Source organism: Flavobacterium sp. PL11, assembly GCF_035985025.1.
In the GTDB taxonomy this organism is placed as follows: Bacteria; Bacteroidota; Bacteroidia; order Flavobacteriales; family Flavobacteriaceae; genus Flavobacterium.
Genome location: NZ_JAXCIA010000013.1, coordinates 19,690 through 36,264, shown reverse-complemented (window position 1 = coordinate 36,264; position 16,575 = coordinate 19,690). Strand labels below are relative to the sequence as shown.

Here is a 16,575-nt window from a genome sequence, read left to right as displayed (position 1 = left end):
CATTTTATATTCTTCGCCTTTTCTTTAATGGGATAATTACATTATTTCAATTGCTTTTATATTTTTTTAGTGGTACAATTTTACTATTTTTTGATCGTTTGAGATTTATTTTATTTTTTAATATAACATTTGAATTTCTTTGATATCAAATTCAACAATGCTATCATCTTCTAGCATCACTTGTAACTTGCCTGTAGAAGAGACTCCTTGAATGATGCCCATAAATTTATTATTTTTTTGATCTGAAAAAGGTGTTGGAACTCCCTTTTTAAATAAATTATCAGAATACTTTTTCCAAAGCGCACTAGATTGTAAATCGCACATCTTAATAATCTCCTCTAATTTATCAACTAGAGGTATAATTAATTCCTCTTTATCAAATTGATTATTACAAATAACCGCCAAGGAAGAGGCTTTTGGTAAATTTTCAAAATTAGTTTGATTCACGTTAAGCCCTAACCCAACTATCGAAACTATCGTTCCGTCACTTTTAATACTGTTTTCTATTAAAATGCCACCTATTTTTTTATTATATGACATAATGTCGTTTGGCCATTTTATACTAAGATTAGGAATGTTTAATAAATCTAAAATATCAATTACAGCAAGTGAAAATGCTATATTTAGGTTGAAAATTTGGTTAATATTTTTAAAAAAATTCTTAACCAAAACACTCATTATTAGGTTTTTACTAGCCTCAGAAGTCCAAATGGAACCCATTTGACCTTTACCTTTTGTCTGACTTTCAGCCGTAACAACCGTGAAATTTTCTAATTCTTGTTTATTAGATAAGCCTTTTAAGAAGTCATTAGTTGAATCTATGGCATCGAGTTTGATTAATTTCATTATACGTTTTTTGTAAACATAATTTAATATTGTGTTAAGGTTCAAAAATAATCACAAAAAATGGTAACTTTACAAACTTATATAAAATTAATTCATGGCCAAAAAGACGATAAATAATGACATCCTATTAGCGAATATCATTAACGGAATAGAAGAAGTAAAAGGAAATGATATTACAGTAATGGATTTAAGAGAAATAGACACGGCAGTTTGCGACTATTTTGTCATTTGCAATGGTAATTCAAACACACAAGTTAACGCCATAGTAGGTTCCATCCAAAAAATTGTTTCCAAAGAATTAAAAGACAAGCCATGGCATGTAGAGGGAACTGATAATGCAGAGTGGGTATTAATGGACTATGTAAATATTGTAGTTCATGTGTTTCAAAAACATATTAGAGAATACTATAACATCGAAAATTTATGGGGCGATGCTAAAATAACAACCATTGAAAACAAATACTAAAGACACATAAAGCGTACTAATGGCGAAAGAAAATAATCCTAATCCGAATAAGTTTAAAGTAAGTCCGTGGTTAATTTACACGGCGATTCTATTAATTTTCTTATTTATAAGTTTTATAACTGGCGGTTCTAGTTTGAATGAACCAGGTCAGTTGACTTCATCTAAGTTTAATGAATATTTAAATAAAGGTCAAATTGAGAAAGTTACTGTTTACAATAAAACAGAAGCTGAGGTATTCCTTAATACCGCTGCTCTGAAAGATGCTTCACACAAGAAAGTATCAAAAGATGTTTTTGACAGACCTAATAAAGGGCCTCATTACACATTTGATATTGGTAATGACCAAATATTTCAGAACAAATTAGAAACCGCAGTAAAGGAAGGAAAATTAAAAGATTTTAATTTCTTACCAAAAAATAATTGGTCTGACATTCTTATAAGTCTTTTACCAATTATCATCATTATTGCAGTTTGGATTTTCATTATGAGAAAAATGTCTGGGGGCGGTGCTGGTGGCGGTGGTCAGATATTTAATATTGGAAAATCAAAAGCCAAATTATTTGATGAAAAAACTGATATTAAAACTACTTTTAAAGATGTAGCTGGACTAGAAGGAGCTAAAGAAGAAATACAGGAAATTGTAGAATTCTTGAAAAATCCAGAAAAATATACCAATTTAGGTGGAAAAATTCCAAAAGGAGCGCTATTAGTCGGTCCTCCAGGAACAGGGAAAACATTACTAGCTAAAGCTGTAGCTGGTGAAGCACAAGTACCATTTTTCTCATTATCAGGATCTGATTTTGTCGAAATGTTTGTAGGTGTTGGGGCTTCTCGTGTTAGAGATTTGTTTAAACAAGCAAAAGAAAAATCACCTGCAATTATATTTATTGATGAGATAGATGCTGTAGGAAGGGCTAGAGGAAAAAGCAACATGTCTGGTGGAAATGATGAACGTGAAAATACGTTAAATCAATTGCTGACTGAGATGGACGGTTTTGGAACTAATTCTAATGTAATTGTTTTAGCTGCAACTAACAGAGCCGATGTACTTGATAAAGCCTTAATGCGTGCTGGTCGATTTGACAGACAAATTTTTGTTGATTTACCAGATATTAGAGAAAGAGCTGAAATTTTCCAAGTGCACTTAGCGCCTATTAAAAAAGTAGAGGGTTTAGACTTAGATTTCTTAGCGAAACAAACTCCAGGTTTCTCCGGAGCTGATATAGCAAATGTTTGTAATGAAGCGGCATTAATAGCTGCACGTCATAATAAAACCGCTGTAGATAGACAAGATTTCCTTGATGCTGTTGATAGAATTATTGGCGGTCTTGAAAAGAAAAACAAAATTATTACACCAGACGAGAAAAGAGCTATAGCTATACATGAAGCCGGTCATGCAACTGTAAGTTGGATGTTAGAGCACGCAGCTCCACTTATAAAAGTAACAATTGTGCCTCGTGGACAAAGTTTAGGAGCCGCTTGGTACTTACCAGAAGAAAGACAGATAGTAAGAACAGACCAAATGTTAGACGAAATGTGTGCTACTATGGGAGGTCGAGCAGCTGAAAAAGTAACTTTTGATAGAATTTCCACAGGAGCATTAAGCGATTTAGAAAAAGTTACTAAACAAGCTCGTGCTATGGTAACAATCTATGGTTTGAATGATAAAATAGGAAATGTTACCTATTATGACTCCTCTGGGCAAGGCGAATATAATTTTTCAAAACCGTATTCTGATGAAACTGCTAAAGTAATTGATGCTGAAATTTCTACATTAATTGAAGGTCAGTACGAAAGAGCCATATTAATTTTGGAACAAAATAAAGATAAATTAAACCAACTTGCCGACATATTGATCGAGAAAGAAGTCATCTTTAAAGACGATTTAGAGGCAATCTTTGGAAAACGAACATGGGACAAAAATCTTGAACCAGTGTTGACATAAAGCATATCATTGCTCAATTATTTAAAAATCTTAATTCAAAAACCTCTTTTGAATTAAGATTTTTTTATCTTTGGACGTTTTCAAATATTAATGAAGAAGTTTAAAAAATATATGAGTCTTTTTAGAAAATTTTTTGGGTCTAGTAATTTAGCCTCCGATGAAAAAAAAGAAACTGAAATCAGTAAAGCCCTTATTGAAAAATCAATGGCTATTGATGAACTTTTTATTCAGAATTTTAAAAAAAATGGAGGTAAATTTTTGTACTGCGAAAATAGTGAAGAAGTCAAAGAACAATTTGAAAATATTTTAGAAGAGAATGATTGGTTTGAGAGTCAAGTTTTATGCTATGATCTCACTTTGTATAGCATGCTAGACGACAATAAATTAATTTACAATAAAACCTCAACGCCAAAATTTTTACTTGCTAGTTGCGAAAATTTAATAGCTGATCAAGGATCTATTTTATTTTCATCTAAACAAATTAAACAGCATAGACCTAATGAATTACCTGAAAACATTATCGTGGTGGGTAAAACAAGTCAAATTATTGGTGAAAAGACGGATGGTCTCAGTGCCATTAAAAGAAAATATATAACTGATTATCCCACAAATATCACCACAATAAAGTATTTTCAAAAAGTCAAAGAGGAGGACTTTACGCAATATGGTACTTCTGCAAAAAATCTTTATTTACTGCTTTTAGAAGATCTTTAAAATGAATGAAACTCTAAAACGAGGTATATCAGGAGCTGTTTATATCCTATTATTGCTTGTATGTATATTATATTCTACCGAGACGTTTTTTGGCTTATTTGGAATTTTTCTACTAATTGCTATTTATGAATTTTGCAATTTAGTTCACTTAAAAAAAATATTGCCCTTATTGATTGGCTTTATTGTATACACTACAATAACCTTAATCAGCAATTATAATAAAATAACTTCTGATACGATTAATAATATATTTAATTTAAACTTAAATATCTCGATTAATGTTCAACAATTAAATATTGTATTGCTAGTCATTTCTCTTGTTGTATTATTAAAATGTATTTTATTTTTATTCTATGATAATATTGAAACGATCAGTAATTCCTCAAAGTATTTATATCTAATCGGTTATATTATATTACCTTTTGTTTTTATTACAAAGATTTCTTTTGGTATAAATGATTATAATCCAAAAATTATTATTGGACTTTTTATTTTAGTTTGGACCAATGATACCTTTGCATATATAGTTGGTAAATCGATAGGACGCACCAAACTTTTTGAAAAAATATCACCAAAAAAAACCGTAGAAGGATTTTTTGGCGGAATTATATTCGCGGTAATAGCTGGATATTTAATTTCTAAGTATTATATCAAAGCAAATCCAGAATTTAGCGATAGATCTATTTTAATTTGGACTTCTATTGCTATAATTGTGGGGATAGCAGGAACTATCGGCGACTTAACGGAATCTAAATTCAAGCGAATTGCTGGAGTAAAAGATAGCGGAAGTATAATGCCAGGTCACGGAGGTATACTAGATCGTTTAGATAGTGTTATATTTGTAGCACCAATTATTTTTTTATTTTATCAAATTTTAAACTATGTTTCATAAAGAAGGAACCCAATCCATTTTATTAGGAAGTATTTTTACTGCAGTAATGCTTTTACTTTCTGATTATTTCATCGATATTGTATGGCTAAAAATGGCGATACAAATTGTTACTTTGCTACTCTTAGTTATCATTTTACAATTTTTTAGAAATCCTAAGAGAGATGCAGTTCTTAATATAAATCAAATTCTTGCGCCTGTAGACGGTAAAGTGGTGGTAATTGAAGAAGTGTTTGAAGCAGAATATTTTAAAGATAAACGTATTCAAATTTCTATTTTTATGTCACCTATTAATGTTCATGTAACTCGTTATGGGTTAAGTGGTCTTGTGAAATTCAGTAAATACCATCCAGGAAAATTCTTAGTAGCTTGGCACCCAAAGGCCAGTGAAGAGAATGAGCGCACTACAATTGTTATTGAAAATAAAACTTTTGGAGAAGTATTATATCGTCAAATCGCTGGCGCACTAGCAAGACGTATAGTAAATTATGCAAAAGAGGGAATGCAAGTGGTTCAGGGTACAGATGCGGGATTTATTAAATTTGGATCTCGAGTTGACATTTTTTTACCACTAGGAACTCCTATTAACGTGATTCTAAACCAAAAAGCAGTAGGAGGAAAGACTGTTATTGCTACTAAAATTTAATGGTTGAAAAAGATTTAAATACTCGATTTGACGAAGCGGTGGAAATAGCAATTGCCATGACGCAAGCTTCATTGCCCCAAGATGTGCAATTACGACTCTATGCTCTATATAAGCAAGCTACTATGGGAACTTTAGATCTAAAGCAAAACTCCTCATACCATTTAAGAGATGCGTTTAAAACTAATGCTTGGATGCAAATTAGCCATTTAACTATTGATGAAGCCAAAGAAAATTATATCGTAATGATTCATTCTTTATAAAATTTATTTTCGTAAATAAATTTTTATAGAGTCTATAAAAGATTAAATAGTGAAATTATAATTTGACTTAAACAAGATAAAAATCAATAAAATCTATATTATGAAAATATCAAAGTCTTTATTACTTATTTTTTGTTTTAGTATCTTTTTACAATCTTGTAATGACAAAAAATTGATAGAAGTAGTTGAAGTACCTTTACCAGAGGTTGTTGAAAAAAAAGTAGTAATGGGATCTCCTGATGATGTTAAAGCTAATGAAGGTTCTTTTCAACTTGAAAAATTGGGCTATGCATACGACTCTTTGGCGCCAAGCATATCAGCTACTACTTTAGAAATACACTATTCAAAACACTATTTATCTTACACTAATAATTTAAATAAAGCAATAAAAGGTACACCTCTTGAAAATTTGACGATAGAAGAAGTATTAGCGAAATTAGATCCAAGTAATGCCGAGATGAGAAATAACGCTGGTGGATTTTATAACCATTCGTTGTATTGGAAATCTATGGCTCCTAAAGCCGGTGGAGAACCACAAAATAAATTAGCTGAAGCTTTAGTTCGGGATTTTGGCTCGATAGGAAATTTTATATCGCTTTTTAAAAATGACGCTGCCAAACAATTTGGTTCTGGTTGGACATGGTTAATTGTTAATACATCAGGCAAACTGCAAGTGACTAGTACTCCAAATCAGGATAATCCATTGATGCGAAATGCAATTATGCCTGGAACTCCTATATTAGCATTAGATGTTTGGGAACATGCTTATTATATCGATTATCAAAATAAGAGAGGTAGTTATATTGATGCTTTTTTTAACGTTATCAATTGGAAAAAAGTAGAAGAAAATTATGAAAATGCTGTAAAGAAATAACTTTACAAATAATTAAAAAAGTGCTGTTTCCATTATGGAACAGCACTTTTTGTTTATAACAATATCTATATTAAGAATGTTTCTTATTTCATTTCTATTTCATAAATAAAAGATTCTGATGGTGCAATTTTAATAGCTGCTCTTCCTTCTCCATTCAATACTTGAAGTTGCACCGAATTTTTTTTATAAATTTGATCCGTTAATATGTAGTTTCCATCTTTTAAATTCCATTTCTGGATAATATCTGATGGAATTTTTAGTTCAAAAGCACTATTTGTTAACCAAGAAAAATTTGTAATAATTACTAATTTTTGATCTTCAGACCAGCGAGTATAAGTATAAATTCCTTGATCATAATTATTAGTTGTACTCTCATTATAAGTTTGAATCTCATGATATTTCCCCACTAGTGCTGAACTGCCTATTGAAAAATTCAATACTCTTTTATAAAAATCACGAAGTTCTTTCTCCTCTTTTGTCAATTGTCCTCCGTCGAACTTGCCACCATTCATCCATCGTTGATGATTAGGCACGCCAATATAATCAAAAATAGAGGTTCTTGACTGTGTACCAAAACCAGCATTTTCATTACCTGCCTCGCCTACTTCTTGACCAAAGTATATCATAGTGGGTGATGTGCTTATTGTTGTAGAGTAAACCATTAGTGGTTTTCCTTTTTGTGGCGTTCCTGCAAATTGGGCACTTGCTAAACGCTGCTCATCGTGGTTATCTAAAAAATGCAACATATTATGCTCAATATCTGCAAGTCCATCTTGAATAATTGTTAACTCACTTGGAACCGATTTACCTTGGATAATATCTTTAAGTTTATCATAAGTTTCTACCTTATCATATAAATAATCCATTTTTCCCAAATGAATATAATTTCGATATTCTTTTGGGTTGTAAACCTCCGCCAGTAAAAATGCGTCTGGATTATTTACCTTTATCGCAGAATTCATATAACTCCAAAACTCAACTGGAACCATTTCTGCCATATCAAAACGGAAACCATCTACTCCTTTTGCTGTCCAGTACAAGGCAATATTTTTAAATTTGATCCATGAATTAGGAACATCTTTATTTTTCCAAAAATCGAAATGCTCTTGATATGTTTTTGTTTCAAAACCTGGGGGAAGTTCTGGAAAATCATTGGATCCATCCGGACGAATTCCGTAATTCACTTTAATCGTTTCATACCAATCATTCTTATCTGGTTTAGATAATCGAGATCCATTTCCTGTCCATTTTGCAGGATTCTCTTCAAACTTTCCGTCAATTAAAGGATTATTCTCACCGTTAAGTGGTATAATACCATCTGGAATTTCAAATTGCGTTTTCGGAATATAATAAAAATTGTTGTCTCTTTTATATTCGGCTGTTGTGTCATCATCAACACCAAAATCTTTTATCCCCGCAGAATTGGTCTTACCTTCATATTTTCGAGCAATATGATTGGGAACAATATCAATAAGTACTTTCATTCCCGCCTTATGCGTTCTCGCAATCAACGCTTCAAATTCCTCTAACCTATTTACTGGATCAACAGCTAAATCTGGATTTACATTATAGTAATCCTTAACGGCATAAGGTGAACCAGCACGCCCCTTTATAACTTCAGGATCATCATTAGAAATTCCAATCGTAGTGTAATCTCGAACTAAAGCATGATGTGGCACTCCAGTATACCAAACATAAGTAACCCCCAAATCTTTAATTTCGTGTAAGGCTACATCTGTAAAATCATTGAATTTTCCAACACCATTTTCTTCTATTGTTCCCCATGGTTTGTTGGTGGTATTTGTATTTCCAAATAATCGAGTAAATACTTGATAAACCACATCTTTAGTTGTGGTTGACGTTTCCTTTTGTTTTAAATTCATTTTTGTTTGACTGGTTTTACATGCTGAAAATAACATTGTTATAATCAGACTTATTACCATTACTGTTTTTTTAATCATTATAAAGTTTTTAAGATGATTTATTAGAAATACATTATCCATATAATCTTATTGCAATCACTACTAACCTTTAAAATTAATATAATTTTCCGCAAATTGTGATATTGGTTTCTTAATTACAACGAATCTATTTTAATACGTACAACTACAACGAAAGAGTAATTCTATTTGTTGATAACTTCAAATTTTCTTTCCACGAGGATTTATAGTAGGCAATGACTAATTTATAATTTGAAACTTTAAAATGAAATAACATCGTACAATAAATTAAATTTTAGTTAAGAGTACTAAATATTTACTCATTTGACTTTATTACTTTATGTCTTTTAAACTTTCGACTTCCTTATTTCGCTCTGTTATAAATAAACCTTAATATAGATTAGGATTGTATGCTTTTTCATAAATTTGTCAAAAATTAAATCCATTGAAGAAACCGCTGTTTTTCGTTTGTTGTTTTTTGCAAATACTACTTTCAAATATAGTTTTGGCACAAGCCCCAAAAAAAATTATTGTAGAAAACTCTGATTTTGCTGATGTCAATCAAGTAGAAATTCCTGACGCATTATTGCTGATAGGAAATGTTCGTGTTAATCATGATGGAATTATCATGACATGTAACAAGGCGTATTATTTCCAAAATGAAAATTATATCAAGGCCTTTGGCAATGTACAAATGGTACAAGGTGATACTTTGTTTTTGAATAGTAAATATGCAGAATATAACGGTAATCTGAAGAAAGCATTTGCTTCAGGAGATGCAGTTATGAGTTCTCCAGATGCAACATTAGAAACAGAAGTCATCAATTTTGACCGAAATATTCAGGAAGTTTTCTATGATACTCCAGGAACAATCGTCAATAAAGACAATGTTTTAAAAAGTAATGCTGGAAGATATTTTGTTACTGAAAAGAAATTTAAATTCTTAACAGCGGTTACAATTACTAATCCCACTTATGTAATTAAATCAAATCATCTTGATTATTACAGTAATTCTGGGCATTCGTATCTTTTTGGACCTTCAACAATCACCAGCAAAGCGAATTATATCTATACAGAAAAAGGATTTTATGATACTAAAAAAAATTTAGCTCACTTTCTTAATAAATCCTACATTAAATATGATGATCGGGTTATTCGTGGTGACAGTTTGTATTATGACCGCAATAGGGAATTTGCATCGGCTACTCGAAACGTAAAAATTACGGATTCTGTTAATCGAGGAATCATCAAGGGTCATTATGCTGAATTATACAAAAAATTAGATTCAGTATTTGTAACTAAAAGAGCCTTGGCTGTAAACTTTGTAGAAAATGATTCGGTTTACATTCATGGAAAAAAATTAATGGTAACTGGAAAAGAAGGAGATAGGATAATTAGGGCTTTTAATAATGTTCGCTTTTTTAAAACTGATATGAGCGGAAAATGTGATTCTATTCATTCCAGTTCAAAGACTGCGCTAACAAAAATGATAGGAAATCCAATACTTTGGAACGGAAAAAGTCAGATAACTGGTGATATCATGCATCTTATTGGTAACAATACCACTAAGAAGTTGGATTCTTTAAAAGTTTTAAGCAATACGTTTATCGTTTCAAGAGACACTATTGGTACTGGTTTTAACCAAGTAAAAGGTCAAAATTTATACGGGAAATTTGAAGAAGGTAAATTGCGAGATGTTGACATTATAAAAAATGCCGAAGTTATTTATTATATGCGAAATGATGCCCAAGAACTTATTGGTATAAATAAAAATGTAAGTAGTAAAATCAATCTACTCTTGGATAAAAATGAAATTGAAACCATCACTTTCTTTCAGCAAGTAGATGGAGATATTTTCCCCGAAAGTGAGCTGCCTGAAAACGCTCGTAAATTAAGAGGATTAGTTTGGCGCGGGGAAGAGCAAATTAAATCAAAAGACGATATTTTTCCTGCTGAAGAGGATGAAGAAAATGCTAAAATAGTCAAAGAAACTAAGTCGGCTGAGGTAAAAATACCAGTACCTCTAAAAATTAGAAAGGAAACTTTGAACTACGACAAAAAACCAAAATCAGCTAAAGCTGAAAAAGTAAAATAAAAAATAAATATAGTTTTGAAAACTGATTTTTTAAAATATCAAGCACAAACTTCTCCATATCCTTTAGGTATGGAAGTTTCTCATGCAATAGGTTCCTACATTTACAACACTGATAATAAAAAATATTTAGATTTTGTTGCAGGAGTTTCAGCATGCTCACTAGGACATCAACATCCACGGGTCAATCAAGCTATAAAAGATCAACTTGACAAATATTCACATGTAATGGTTTACGGTGAATATTCACAAAGTCCAGCAGTTGAATATTGTAAATTATTAGCCTCACTCCTGCCACCTTCGTTAGACAAAACTTATTTAGTTAATTCAGGGACTGAGGGAATTGAAGGTGCGCTAAAACTCGCAAGACGAACTACAGGTCGCAGCCAGTTGATATCGTGTCACAATGCGTACCACGGAAACACTATGGGATCGATGAGCGTGATGGGATTTGAGGAACGCAAACAAGTTTTTCGACCACTGATACCTGATGTTGATTTTATAACTTTCAATAATGAAGAGGATTTACAAAAAATAACAACAAAAACAGCGGGAATTATTTTAGAAACCATTCAAGGTGGAGCAGGTTTTATTCAACCTCATAATGATTTTCTTAAAAAAGTACGTCAGCGTTGTGATGAAGTTGGAGCCATGATGATCCTCGATGAAATTCAACCAGGTTTTGGAAGAACTGGAAAACTTTTTGGATTTCAAAACTATGATGTCGTGCCAGATATTGTTGTAATGGGTAAAGGAATGGGAGGGGGAATGCCCGTAGGAGCTTTCACAGCTTCATCAGCACGAATGGATATGTTGAGTGATAATCCTAAATTAGGGCACATAACAACCTTTGGAGGTCATCCTGTCATTGCGTCAGCCTGCTTGGCAACTTTGAAGGAAATTACCGAGACGAATTTAATGGCCGAAGCTTTAGAGAAGGAAAAACTATTTCGATCCCTTCTGGTACATCCTTTGATAGCGGAGATACGAGGTAAAGGATTAATGCTCGCAGCAATGACAAAAAGCGCGGATATTACAAATGAAGTGATCCTAACATGTCAAGACAGAGGACTTATTTTATTCTGGTTACTTTTTGAAGGAACGGCAATACGAATTACTCCGCCGCTTACTATTTCAGAAGATGAAATACGAGAAGGCTGTAAAATAATTCTTGAAGTAATGGATGAAATTTTGAATCGTTAATTTTTTTTGGAGCTAATCCGGCTATGCGTTGCAATCTTTTATGTGCGCTTTCGCGAACATAAAAGGATTTCCACTTCTATCCGGGCTAATATATTACGTTAAGATCCTATTTTTGGGTTCATTTGAAAATCATGTTCAATATCAAAATTTAATTTGTTAATTAAATTGTTCACAAGAATAAACATCTTATCTGAAAGAAAACACAGAGATGTCTAACTTTAGTTAGGCCAAACTAAAAAATACAGTATGCAATTAAGCAACGAAGAAGAAGACTATAACTTATCCCTATCTAAATTTGAGTCTATGTTGAAAACCAACAAAGTACTCTTTTTTGATTCAGAAGAATTTGAAGAAATTATACTTCATTATCTCGACATGGGTAAATCCGCTTTGGCAAAAAAAGCACTTAAACTAGCACTAGATCAACATCCTAAATCAACTGGACTAAAATTAGTTCAAGTGGAAATGTTAGTCTATGATGACAAGTTAGAGCTTGCTGAAAAATTATTGAATGAATTATATGCAATAGAACCTACAAACGAGGAAATATACATTCAAAAAGCTAATATTTATTCTAAGAGAGACCAACACGAAAAAGCCGTTGAACTTTTAAAAATAGCATTACAATATACTGATGATTATGCTGATGTCTATAATTTAATAGGCATGGAGCATTTGTTTATGGACAATTTTGAATTGGCGAAGCAAAATTTCATCAAATGCTTAGAGGAAGATTTGGAGGATCAATCTGCTTTGTATAATGTAGTGTATTGTTTCGAATTTTTAGATCAAAACCAAGATGCTATCGTTTTCTTGAATCAATATATAGACAAGAATCCATATAGTGAAATTGCTTGGCATCAAGTGGGACGTTTACATTATAGTGAAAAAGAATATGATAGTGCTATCAGAGCATTTGATTATGCTACACTAATTGATGATGAATTCCTAGGTGCTTTTATGGAAAAAGCGAAAGCATTTGAACGTTTAAAGATGCATAAAGAAGCAATTGAAAGTTACGAAAGAACCATAGAATTAGATGATGCAACTTCTTATGCATTATTACGTATTGGAAAATGCTACGAAAAATTAGGTGATAAAGTGTCAGCTTTAAAATATTTCAATCAAACCGTACATGAAGATCCTCTTTTAGATAAAGGTTGGATTGCAATCACTGATTTTTATGTTCGCCAAAAAAATTACCAGAAAGCGCTTTTTTATGTCAATAAAGCATTAGCCATTGACAATCAAAACAAGATGTACTGGAAAAGATATGCTTCGATAAATAAACACATGAACTTTTTTGAAGAAGCGGAGTTTGGTTATCGAAAAGCAGTTGAATTTGGTGATCATTCCCTAGAAACATGGTTATTTTGGGTTGATATTTTACAATATCTGGGAGAATTTGAAAGTGCTATACAAACATTATTACAAGCATCAGAATATTTCCCAGAAGAAAATGAAATTGAATATCGATTAGCAGGACTTTATTTTATGTTAACTGATGGCACAAAAGCAAAGTTTCATTTAAGCAATGGAATGCGATTGAATATTGAAAACATTATACTTTTAGAAGAATTATTTCCTGTAGTTTGGGCAAAAAAAATGGTTCAGAATTATATAGCAAAATATAAAAATTTATAATGAGTGAGGTTATTTTAAAACGTTTTGGTTTGCTAGGCAAAAATATAAGTTATTCTTTTTCAAAAGGATATTTTACAGATAAATTCAAAGGTGAAAATTTTGAAAATTGCACTTATGAGAATTTTGATATCGCTGAAATAGACTCTTTCCCTGAAATCATCAAAAACAATTTAGAGCTTACAGGACTAAATGTCACCATTCCATACAAGGAGACTGTGCTGCCATTCTTAGATAAATTATCGAAAAAAGCTAAATTAATTGGAGCCGTAAACACTATAAAATTCACCAAAGAAGGTAAACTAAAAGGATACAATACTGATTACTATGGTTTTAAAAAATCATTAGAGCCCTTATTAGAAAAACATCACAAAAAAGCACTTATTTTAGGAACTGGAGGTGCTTCAAAAGGGGTTGCTTTTGCACTGAAAGAACTTAAAATTCCGTACACATTTGTATCTAGAGAGAAAAAAGAAAATGCTATAGATTATAATAGCATCAATGCGACAATATTTGATAATTACCAAATCATAATCAACTCAACTCCAGTGGGAACTAGCCCTAATGTTGATTTATATCCTTTGATCCCTTATGAATATTTCACAGAAAAACATATTGCTTTTGATCTCATTTATAATCCCGCTGAAACTCAATTTTTAAAAAAGGCCAAGAAAAACGGTGCCCAAATTAAAAACGGTTTGGACATGTTAATTTTTCAGGCAGAGAAAGCATGGAAAATTTGGAATAAATAGAAAGTAATTTTCCTGATATATGCTATTTTAAAACTACAGCTTTGAAGGTTGTAGTTTTTTTTATTTCAGTTTTTGTGGATATTTTATAAAATTTGTGGAACCATCTCTACTTCACAAATGTTATTAAATACAATACAAGTGATTTGGAAGCTATTTATTTTGTAGTTACAAACTGCTTTAGTATCTTTCGCAATGGATACAATTACAAACCTTATACATTGAAAAAATGTTAGAAGAAAAGAACGATAACCTGACTCATCACGAAAATGAAGCAGATGGACATGTAGAAAACAATAAAAATACTATTGAGGAAATTGCTACTACAGCGGACGAAATTTTACCAGTACAGGAAAGTGATGTCCCTGCTGAAGATTATTTTGAAATACCAACTGAAGAAGCAATTGCAAAGTCAGTAGATTCGACTGAGAGTGAGAATCAAACTGCCATGGATTCTATTTCAGATTCAAATGCGGAAGAAAGTGAAGATGAAACAAGAAAAGATCGTCATGAAATCCCAATGCAAGATTATGATACATTATCACTTGAGGAATTAGTTGAAGAACTAAAGAATTTAGTTTCGGCAGAAAAAGTATTAGCTGCCAAAGATCATATTGAAGAAATAAAAAAATCATTTCTAGCAAAATACAACCATCTTGTAGAAGAGAAAAAAGAAGAATTTATAGCTGAAAATCAAGATTCAAACGAAGATTTTCAATATCATTCACCTTTAAAATCAAATTTTGATAAATATTATACTGTTTATAAAGATGCCAAAAACGCACATTTTAAAAGCTTGCAAACCAATCTAAAAACCAATTTAGAAAACCGTTTATCTATCGTTGAAGAATTAAAAGAGTTGATCAATCCGCAAGAAAACATAAAAGATACCTTAAAACATTTTAATGATTTAAGAGAAAGATGGAAAAATGCTGGTTCCATTCCTAAGGATAAATACAACCACGTTTGGAACAATTATCATTTTCATGTAGAGAATTTCTATGATTATTTGCATTTAGATAGAGAAGCGCGAGACTTAGATTTTAAATACAATTTAGAGCAAAAGCAAAAAATTGTAGCACGCGTTGAAGAATTAGTGAACGAAGCTGATGTTAATAAAGCTTTCAGAGAATTACAAGATTTACATAAAATTTGGAAAGAAGACATTGGTCCTGTTTCTAGAGAACATCGTGACGAAATTTGGAATAAGTTTAGTGATTTGACAAAGCAAATGCACGATAAGCGCGAAGTTTTATTTGAAAATCAAAGAGGAACAGAACTTGAAAATTTAGCAAAGAAAAAAGAAATTATTGCGCAAATCGAAGTATTCGCCACTGAAAAAGTCAATGCACATTCGCAATGGTTGGCTCAAATAGAAAAAGTCGAAGCCTTAAGAACTGCTTTTTTCTCGGCTGGAAAAGTCCCTTCAGAAGTTAATGAAGAAACATGGTCCGCTTTTAAAACTGCTGTCAGAAATTTTAACTCTTTCAAAAATTCATTTTACAAAGACATCAAGAAAGATCAAAATGACAACCTAAGTAAAAAAACAGCGCTTGTTGCAAAAGCTAAGGAACTTCAGGAAAGTATAGATTTTGTTACCACAACTCCTATCATGAAGAAAATTCAAGAGGAATGGAAACAGATAGGACATGTACCCAGAAAGTATTCCGATAAAATTTGGAAAGAATTTAAAGATGCTTGTAATCATTATTTTGAAAAATTAAAAGAGCAAAAGAATGAAGAAAACGGAGAAGAAGTTGCCGCTTTTGACGGTAAAAAAGCATATTTAGAAACGTTACGAGAATTCCAATTAGTTGGGGAACACAAAACCGATCTAGACGCAATAAAATTGCATATTGAAACTTGGAAAAGTTTTGGAAAAGTTCCATTTCCTAGACGACATATTGAAGGTAAATTCAACAAAATTCTTGATGCCCTTTTTGAGAAATTAAGTTTGAGTAAAAAGGATACTGATATGATGCGTTTTTCTAATAGAATGGATAATTTATCAGAAAGTAATGATACTCGAAAACTAGATAATGAAAAGATTTTTATAATGCGCAAAATTGATGAAGTGCAAAATGAAATTTTTCAGTTAGAAAATAACATTCAGTTTTTTACCAACACCAGAAATGCTAAAAAAGAAAATTCAATAGTTTTAGAAGTTCGAAAAAACATTGCAGTTCATAAAGAAAGTCTTGATGTTTGGAGAGAAAAATTAAAGCAATTACGAAATTTAAATATAGAATAACTAATGTTTAAAATTACAATTTAGAGACTCGAAAGAGTCTCTTTTTTTTGCTGATTTCT

Annotated in this window: 14 protein-coding genes; 12 read left to right on the top strand and 2 right to left on the bottom strand. The window is 31.5% G+C overall.

What is annotated here, in order from left to right:
- Positions 1-117: 117 nt before the first annotated feature.
- Complete coding sequence (locus RCH18_RS08590) at positions 118-846, bottom strand: biotin--[acetyl-CoA-carboxylase] ligase (RefSeq protein WP_326936343.1); 729 nt, start codon at positions 844-846, stop codon at positions 118-120.
- A 94-nt stretch (positions 847-940) separates the two neighbouring features.
- Here RCH18_RS08590 and rsfS point away from each other — a divergent pair, with 94 nt between their 5' ends.
- From rsfS to RCH18_RS08555, 7 genes are all read left to right on the top strand, one after another.
- Positions 941-1,312, top strand: a complete 372-nt coding sequence (gene rsfS / locus RCH18_RS08585; RefSeq protein WP_326936342.1) for a ribosome silencing factor — start codon at positions 941-943, stop codon at positions 1,310-1,312.
- Between the two features lie 19 nt (positions 1,313-1,331).
- Complete coding sequence (gene ftsH / locus RCH18_RS08580) at positions 1,332-3,257, top strand: ATP-dependent zinc metalloprotease FtsH (protein WP_326936341.1); 1,926 nt, start codon at positions 1,332-1,334, stop codon at positions 3,255-3,257.
- A gap of 111 nt (positions 3,258-3,368) precedes the next feature.
- The gene (locus tag RCH18_RS08575; protein ID WP_326936405.1) at positions 3,369-3,971 is read left to right on the top strand and encodes a lactate utilization protein B/C; all 603 of its coding nucleotides are present in this window, start codon (positions 3,369-3,371) and stop codon (positions 3,969-3,971) included.
- A gap of 1 nt (position 3,972) precedes the next feature.
- Positions 3,973-4,863, top strand: a complete 891-nt coding sequence (locus RCH18_RS08570) for a phosphatidate cytidylyltransferase (protein ID WP_326936340.1) — start codon at positions 3,973-3,975, stop codon at positions 4,861-4,863.
- Positions 4,853-5,506, top strand: a complete 654-nt coding sequence (locus tag RCH18_RS08565) for a phosphatidylserine decarboxylase family protein (RefSeq protein ID WP_326936339.1) — start codon at positions 4,853-4,855, stop codon at positions 5,504-5,506. The genes RCH18_RS08570 and RCH18_RS08565 overlap by 11 nt, the downstream gene beginning before the upstream one ends.
- Positions 5,506-5,766 (top strand): acyl-CoA-binding protein, encoded by a 261-nt coding sequence (locus RCH18_RS08560; protein WP_326936338.1) that lies wholly within the window; start codon positions 5,506-5,508, stop codon positions 5,764-5,766. Before RCH18_RS08565 ends, RCH18_RS08560 begins: the two co-directional genes overlap by 1 nt.
- A 100-nt stretch (positions 5,767-5,866) precedes the next feature.
- The gene (locus tag RCH18_RS08555) at positions 5,867-6,640 is read left to right on the top strand and encodes a superoxide dismutase (RefSeq protein ID WP_326936337.1); all 774 of its coding nucleotides are present in this window, start codon (positions 5,867-5,869) and stop codon (positions 6,638-6,640) included.
- A gap of 83 nt (positions 6,641-6,723) precedes the next feature.
- On the opposite strand, the gene RCH18_RS08550 is transcribed toward RCH18_RS08555, so the two are convergent.
- A complete protein-coding gene (locus RCH18_RS08550) occupies positions 6,724-8,601 on the bottom strand; it encodes an alpha-amylase family protein (protein WP_326936336.1) in 1,878 nt (625 codons plus the stop codon).
- A 484-nt stretch (positions 8,602-9,085) separates the two neighbouring features.
- Between RCH18_RS08550 and RCH18_RS08545 the strand changes: the two genes are divergently transcribed.
- From RCH18_RS08545 to RCH18_RS08525, 5 genes are all read left to right on the top strand, one after another.
- Entirely contained in the window at positions 9,086-10,675 is a 1,590-nt protein-coding gene (locus RCH18_RS08545) for an OstA-like protein (RefSeq protein ID WP_326936335.1), read from the top strand.
- A gap of 15 nt (positions 10,676-10,690) precedes the next feature.
- On the top strand, positions 10,691-11,875 hold the full coding sequence (locus RCH18_RS08540; RefSeq protein WP_326936334.1) for an aspartate aminotransferase family protein: 1,185 nt from the start codon (positions 10,691-10,693) through the stop codon (positions 11,873-11,875).
- A gap of 246 nt (positions 11,876-12,121) precedes the next feature.
- The gene (locus RCH18_RS08535) at positions 12,122-13,519 is read left to right on the top strand and encodes a tetratricopeptide repeat protein (RefSeq protein WP_326936333.1); all 1,398 of its coding nucleotides are present in this window, start codon (positions 12,122-12,124) and stop codon (positions 13,517-13,519) included.
- Entirely contained in the window at positions 13,519-14,268 is a 750-nt protein-coding gene (locus RCH18_RS08530) for a shikimate dehydrogenase family protein (RefSeq protein WP_326936332.1), read from the top strand. Before RCH18_RS08535 ends, RCH18_RS08530 begins: the two co-directional genes overlap by 1 nt.
- Before the next feature lie 226 nt (positions 14,269-14,494).
- The gene (locus tag RCH18_RS08525; RefSeq protein ID WP_326936331.1) at positions 14,495-16,516 is read left to right on the top strand and encodes a DUF349 domain-containing protein; all 2,022 of its coding nucleotides are present in this window, start codon (positions 14,495-14,497) and stop codon (positions 16,514-16,516) included.
- Positions 16,517-16,575 lie beyond the last annotated feature (59 nt).

Excerpts from the sequence above, each read along its gene's own strand:
- RCH18_RS08590 (WP_326936343.1), bottom strand. The coding sequence starts at position 846 with ATGAAATTAATCAAACTCGATGCCATAGATTCAACTAATGACTTCTTA.
- rsfS (WP_326936342.1), top strand. The coding sequence starts at position 941 with ATGGCCAAAAAGACGATAAATAATGACATCCTATTAGCGAATATCATT.
- ftsH (WP_326936341.1), top strand. The coding sequence starts at position 1,332 with ATGGCGAAAGAAAATAATCCTAATCCGAATAAGTTTAAAGTAAGTCCG.
- RCH18_RS08575 (WP_326936405.1), top strand. The coding sequence starts at position 3,369 with ATGAGTCTTTTTAGAAAATTTTTTGGGTCTAGTAATTTAGCCTCCGAT.
- RCH18_RS08570 (WP_326936340.1), top strand. The coding sequence starts at position 3,973 with ATGAATGAAACTCTAAAACGAGGTATATCAGGAGCTGTTTATATCCTA.
- RCH18_RS08565 (WP_326936339.1), top strand. The coding sequence starts at position 4,853 with ATGTTTCATAAAGAAGGAACCCAATCCATTTTATTAGGAAGTATTTTT.
- RCH18_RS08560 (WP_326936338.1), top strand. The coding sequence starts at position 5,506 with ATGGTTGAAAAAGATTTAAATACTCGATTTGACGAAGCGGTGGAAATA.
- RCH18_RS08555 (WP_326936337.1), top strand. The coding sequence starts at position 5,867 with ATGAAAATATCAAAGTCTTTATTACTTATTTTTTGTTTTAGTATCTTT.
- RCH18_RS08550 (WP_326936336.1), bottom strand. The coding sequence starts at position 8,601 with ATGATTAAAAAAACAGTAATGGTAATAAGTCTGATTATAACAATGTTA.
- RCH18_RS08535 (WP_326936333.1), top strand. The coding sequence starts at position 12,122 with ATGCAATTAAGCAACGAAGAAGAAGACTATAACTTATCCCTATCTAAA.
- RCH18_RS08530 (WP_326936332.1), top strand. The coding sequence starts at position 13,519 with ATGAGTGAGGTTATTTTAAAACGTTTTGGTTTGCTAGGCAAAAATATA.
- RCH18_RS08525 (WP_326936331.1), top strand. The coding sequence starts at position 14,495 with ATGTTAGAAGAAAAGAACGATAACCTGACTCATCACGAAAATGAAGCA.